The organism is Chryseobacterium sp. SIMBA_038, assembly GCF_046535115.1.
Lineage (GTDB): Bacteria > Bacteroidota > Bacteroidia > Flavobacteriales > Weeksellaceae > Chryseobacterium.
Genome location: NZ_JAWRXH010000055.1, coordinates 1 through 357 on the forward strand (window position 1 = coordinate 1; position 357 = coordinate 357).

The 357-nt window shown below is 36.7% G+C and carries 1 protein-coding gene; it reads left to right on the forward strand.

Annotated features, from left to right (window positions below; genetic code table 11):
- Positions 1-357, forward strand: a 357-nt coding sequence (locus tag SB689_RS22695) for a ferritin-like domain-containing protein (RefSeq protein ID WP_410694332.1), incomplete at both ends; no start/stop codon positions are given.

Genomic DNA, 357 nt, shown 5'->3' on the forward strand with positions numbered 1-357 from the left:
GGATGTGATGATAACGATGATTTTCAGATTATAAATGATGAAATCTATGATTTGGGAACCGGTGATGTAGGCATATTAAACTATGCATATGCTCTTGAACAGCTGGAAGCAGACTTTTATACAAAAGTGGTCAATAATTTTTATACCGGTATTTCCAGTATTGAAAAAGAAGTGTTTACTGATCTTTATCATCATGAAGTCATCCATCGAGACTTTTTCAAGGCAGCCATTAGCGGTGCTACAAATCACGTGCTGCCTAAGCTTGAATTTCAGTATCCTAATGTAAATTTTAATGATCGAAACTCGGTACTCGCTACAGCAAAAGCATTGGAAGATACAGGGGTAGCAGCATACAAT